The 4724-nt window shown below is 69.9% G+C and carries 4 protein-coding genes; 2 read left to right on the top strand and 2 right to left on the bottom strand.

What is annotated here, in order from left to right; genetic code table 11:
- Window positions 1-209: 209 nt before the first annotated feature.
- Window positions 210-1724 (top strand): P-loop ATPase, Sll1717 family, encoded by a 1515-nt coding sequence (locus tag G6R24_RS18390; protein ID WP_163550445.1) that lies wholly within the window; start codon window positions 210-212, stop codon window positions 1722-1724.
- Window positions 1725-1793: 69 nt separating this feature from the next.
- On the top strand, window positions 1794-2432 hold the full coding sequence (locus G6R24_RS18385; protein WP_163550444.1) for a hypothetical protein: 639 nt from the start codon (window positions 1794-1796) through the stop codon (window positions 2430-2432).
- Window positions 2433-2450: 18 nt separating this feature from the next.
- Here the strand turns inward: G6R24_RS18385 and G6R24_RS18380 are convergent, their stop codons facing one another.
- Both G6R24_RS18380 and G6R24_RS18375 read right to left on the bottom strand, forming a co-directional pair.
- Window positions 2451-3842 carry an alpha/beta hydrolase family protein gene (locus G6R24_RS18380; RefSeq protein ID WP_163550443.1) on the bottom strand — a complete coding sequence of 464 codons (1392 nt, stop codon included), beginning with the start codon at window positions 3840-3842 and terminating at the stop codon, window positions 2451-2453.
- Window positions 3843-4068: 226 nt separating this feature from the next.
- A complete protein-coding gene (locus tag G6R24_RS18375; RefSeq protein ID WP_163550442.1) occupies window positions 4069-4257 on the bottom strand; it encodes a (2Fe-2S)-binding protein in 189 nt (62 codons plus the stop codon).
- Window positions 4258-4724: the final 467 nt, after the last annotated feature.

Below are 4724 nucleotides of genomic sequence, written 5' to 3'. Positions count from 1 at the left end.
ACCCGTCGAACCACCCCGTCCTCGGGCCTGGCGGGTAGGTATCGAAAAGGCGAGGTCCGGACGCGACTGACGTCGCCGGCCCCGGACCTCGCCTTTTGCGCGCGAGTCGGCCGCTTTACGAATATTTCGCCGACAGCGCTTCGACATCACGGTATCGTCACACCCCGATCGGCCCGCACCGTCACCATCGTTCGGCCAAAGGGGTCCGCATGGTCGACCTTGCCCGGCTCAGTTTCGGCGCGGCCGCAGCGGAACGTGACGTCCGACGCGGCCTCGACGCCTATTTCATCGAGTCCTCCGCCTACACCCAGATGAGTTCGGGTATCAAGACGATCCTCGTCGCCAACCGCGGCGCCGGGAAGAGTGCCATCTTCAAGACGATCGCCCACCGCCAGCGCGATGCGGGTGGCCTGGTGATCGAGCTTGCGCCGGAGGACTACTCCTACGAGTTCCTGAGCTCCGCGATGACCCGCGAACTGGACGGCGCGTGGGCGAAACTGGGCGCCTACGCGACCGCCTGGAAATACCTTCTCCTTGTTCTGATCATGAAAGAGGTGACCCGGCGGCACGGCCGGCTGCGGCGCGGCGCCGAAAGCCAGATCTACACCTACCTGCGGGACAACCACGCCGGTATGTCCGAAAGCCCGTTCGACAGTTTCGTCTCCTACCTGCGTCGCATCGAGTCGGTCAAGGTCGGCCGCTTCGAGGCCGGCATCCGCACCAGGGAACTGCAGCACCTTTACAAGCTGCATGAGATAGACCATCTGGTGGCCCCGCTCATCCGCCTGTGCGAACGCAGCCGGGTCACCGTTCTGGTGGACGAACTGGACCGGGGCTGGGACTCCTCCGAAGACGCCCAGGCCTGTATGACGATCAACGACCTGTCACCGAACCTGCGAATCCGCATGTCCCTGCGGCAGGAACTCTACGACAGCATTCCCGCGATCTATGACGATGCCCAGAAGTTCCGGGACCTCATCGAGGTCGTCACCTGGGACGAGGAAGGGCTGTGGCAGCTGATCGCCGGCCGGATCAGGCACACCGTGGCCGACTGTCACACCCGCGACGACGACGCCTGCTGGAAGGCGGCCTTCACCCGGCCAGCCTGGTCGTTCCGCCATATGGTCGACCGTTCCCTGGGCCGGCCACGGGAGATCATCCAGTTCTGCAGCCACGCGCTTGACCATGCCCGCGCGCACAGCGCACGGGCGTCGGTGCGGATCACACCGCGGGACATCCTGGCGGTGGAACCGACCTACTCGGCCGAACGCACCCGGGACATCGCCGCCGAGTACCGGTTCGGCTCACCCGGTCTGCTCGGGGTCTTCCAGACCTTCCGCGCCGGCCCCGAGGTGTGGTCACGGCCGGAGCTGGAACTGTTCCTGCTGGACATGGCGACCGGCTCGGTGGGGCTGACTCCCGAGGCCCGGCAGTGGATCGACAGTCGGGAGCCGGAGACGATCCTCGAACTGCTGTGGAACGTCGGCTTCCTCACCGCCGCCGACCCGGCGCCCACCGATCCGCCCCCCGGCCCAGGCCGGCCAGGCGGCGCCGACGACCGCGGCGGCGCCGCGTCGACCGGCGCCGGTCCGGCGGCCGAGTTCGGATCGTGGGTGGATGACATCGGTTTCGCCCGGCAGGTCCGCCGCCCCAGGCCCGCACCACACAGCGTGCACCACTTCGCGATCCATCCGATGTTCCACCGATTCGTGATGGCCCGCTGATCCCGCCGATTTCACATGGTGCGCTCAACACCATGGTTTTCCGCGGTGCCGGAGGTCTAACGTGGGCCCATGCCATCGGCGGGTCTGGCCTGGCAGACACTTTCCGACCCAGGAGCACTCGCGTTGGTCGACGCCGAATCCGGCCGCGCCGCAGCTCTGGGGCGCCCACACCCAGCGGACCTGCCGATGGTGCAGATCGTCGACCTGGAACGGCTGGCCGGTGCCTGGCTTGCCCCGGCCAGCCGCACGCAGTCCGAACAGCATCTGTACGAGCAGGCCCACGCCGATCCCGAACACACTCTGCGGGGGCTGTGCTGGCTGATGGCGATGTGGGCCGTGGCCGTGCATCTCCGCACCGGCTGCCAGCCCACCGCGGTCGTCGAGAGCCTTCGGGTTTCCGGCATCTGGCGCGGCGTCGAAGCCCCGGAATGCGAGCGGGTGTGGGAGGAACTCGCCGAGCGCATCAGGCTCGGCGTGCTGGCCGAACTCACCGGCGATCCCGGGGCCACCGCGCGCTTCGGGGAATGCGTTCGGCGCCCGTCCGGCATAGCCGTGATCCTGCTGGATCACACCCTGCGGATGGTTTCCGACCTGCACGCGTTGATGCTCAACCATGACATCGATCCGCGTGAGATGGCCGGTACCCTGGCCCTTTACACCGTCGATCCGCAGGATCCGGCCACCGCCTGCTTCCGTCCATTGACCTGAACGGTCGATCCGGGTCCCTCAGAGCACCGTACGGGTTTTCACCGTGCTGGGATCACCCAGGGCCTGTTCGGTGAGGAAGCGCCCGCTGTCGGCCCGGCCGCGTAGCTGCCAGTCCAGGAACGCCACGGTGGCCCGTTGAACCAGCAGTTCGGCTCGTACCGGGTCGATCATCGGCGGCCCGCAGGTCGCGGCCGCGGTCAGCGCGATCCGCGTGCCCACCTGCGCGGGTATGCCCCGGTCACGGACCAGAGCGGCCTGGCGACAGACATCGGTGAACGAGTTGTGGGTGTCGTCGGCGACGGTGACCAGCACCCGTGGCCGCGACGAGGTCAGTTGGCCGAACGCGCGCTCGGCGTTCAGCCTCAGCGGAATCGAGGTGTCCCGGGTACCGCCGAGCAGCAGCGTCGGCACCCGGTTCTCGGCCAGCCACGCGGCGGGTAGCGGCGACGTCGCCGCGGAGAGCCCCACCGACGCCCGCACCCGGGGATCAGCGGGGGCGTCCAGCAGGCCGATGCTGGAGACGATCGACGTCAGGCCGCCGAAGGAGAAGCCGACGGTCGCGATCTGGTCGGACCGGACCAGATCGCGCACCTGGCAGGACGGATCGGTCAACGCGTCCAGCACCGCGGACAGGTCACGGGAACGCTCGACCGCCATCGGGACCTGCGGTTCGGTCTGGCCGGCCGCCGCGTCCAGCAGGGTGTCGCCCGTGTGGTCGGGGGCGGCGACCACATAGCCGTGGCTGGCCAGCCCCTCCAGCAGGGTCGCGGCCTGCACCCGGCTGCCGGCGCTGCCGTGGGAGAACACCACCAGCGGGAACGGTCCGCTCGCCGGGGCGGCATCGGTCACAGCCAGCGTCGAGACCAGCCCGACCGGACCGAGGACCGGATAGAACGCCGCCCGCCCCGGCCTGTCCGGCGCCGCCTCGAACGCCGCCGCCGGACAGGCCCCGCCCAGCGGCGACCAGCCCCCACCCCCATCAGCACCGGCACCGGCACCGGCGTCCGTACCCGCGGCCGCGAAAGCCGCGGCCGCCACCGCTGCGCGAGAGCCCACCGGCCCGAGATCCAGGGGCCGCACGGCACCCGCACCGGCAGGCAGTTCGACCGTGCGCGGCAGGGTCGAACCGGCCGTCGCGTCGGGCCGTGCCGGATACCACAGCGAGGTGGTCAGGATCCGACCGAGGCGATGCGGATCGGCCAGTCGCACCGTTCGGTAGCCCACCGGCCATGGGCCCGCGGCCCCCGGATCGGGCTGGATGGGCGGCACCACGCTCGAGGCGGCCGGTCGCACCTTGGCGGCCGTCGACGCGACGGGTGCCCCGCTGCCCGGCGGCTGCGCGGGCCCGAGCAGCGTCACCAGACCCAGCATGAGGGCACCCACGACGGCCAGTTGCCACGAATGGGACATACCCGCCACATCCGGGCGCGGTTCAGCGATGCGCGCCAGTCTCCGAGCCACAGCGAGGACGTTACGCAGCGCAGTGAAAGCCCGCCGGACGGACCATCAGATCGTGCTACCTCGTACAGAAACGACCGCTTCGCCAGTAGCGCTCTGTGAGGTGTCTGCGCTGGTCAGCGCGCTGTCAGCGAGTTCCTGACGGGCGTACCCGGACCGGGAACCCACGTGGGCCCGATCAGGCCACCAACCGGCGGCCGCAGCCCGGGACCATCTCGTCGAGCAGATCCTCGATCTCCTCGACGCACCCGCCGCAGCCCGTGCCGGCCTCGCAGTGTTCGCCGATCTCGTCGACGTCGCGGGCACCACAGATGATCACTTCACGCAGCGTCCGATCGGACACCGCGAAACAGGAACAGACGAGCACCGCACCTCACCAGGCCGAGCCGACCGTGCGCCGCGAGTGCGCCGATCGGCAGTGGGACGACCCTGCCGGGGATGCCTCGCCAGCCAACTACAGGCGCGATGGCTTAGCTAAGGCTTCCCTAAAGACAGGGTGCCACGTCGGGACTCCACGCGCAAGATGACGGGATTCCCCCACCCCTGGCGCCTTGGGCCCCGTCCGGCATGCCAGACCGACCAGGCACAACGGGACGTCCGGCCCCGCCGGATGGTGCCCCGCCACGCGGCACCCCGGCCAGACCAGCGATCAACGAGATGGTCCGCGGGCGAGAGCCCGAGGCCTGGCCGGTCGACCCGGCACACACCGGGAGCGACGACCAGGCCTCGGGGGGCGACCTGGAACCTTCCGCCTCACCCGGCCGGAAGATCCAGAACAGGCACGGCGGACGGACGCGACGGGCCAGGCCGGCGACAGGCCGGACCCGTCGGCCG

It is taken from the genome of Candidatus Frankia nodulisporulans (assembly GCF_902806475.1).
Taxonomy (GTDB): domain Bacteria; phylum Actinomycetota; class Actinomycetes; order Frankiales; family Frankiaceae; genus Frankia; species Frankia umida.
Note: the sequence above shows the minus strand (reverse complement) of the source record. Positions and strands in the feature narration are given on the sequence as shown.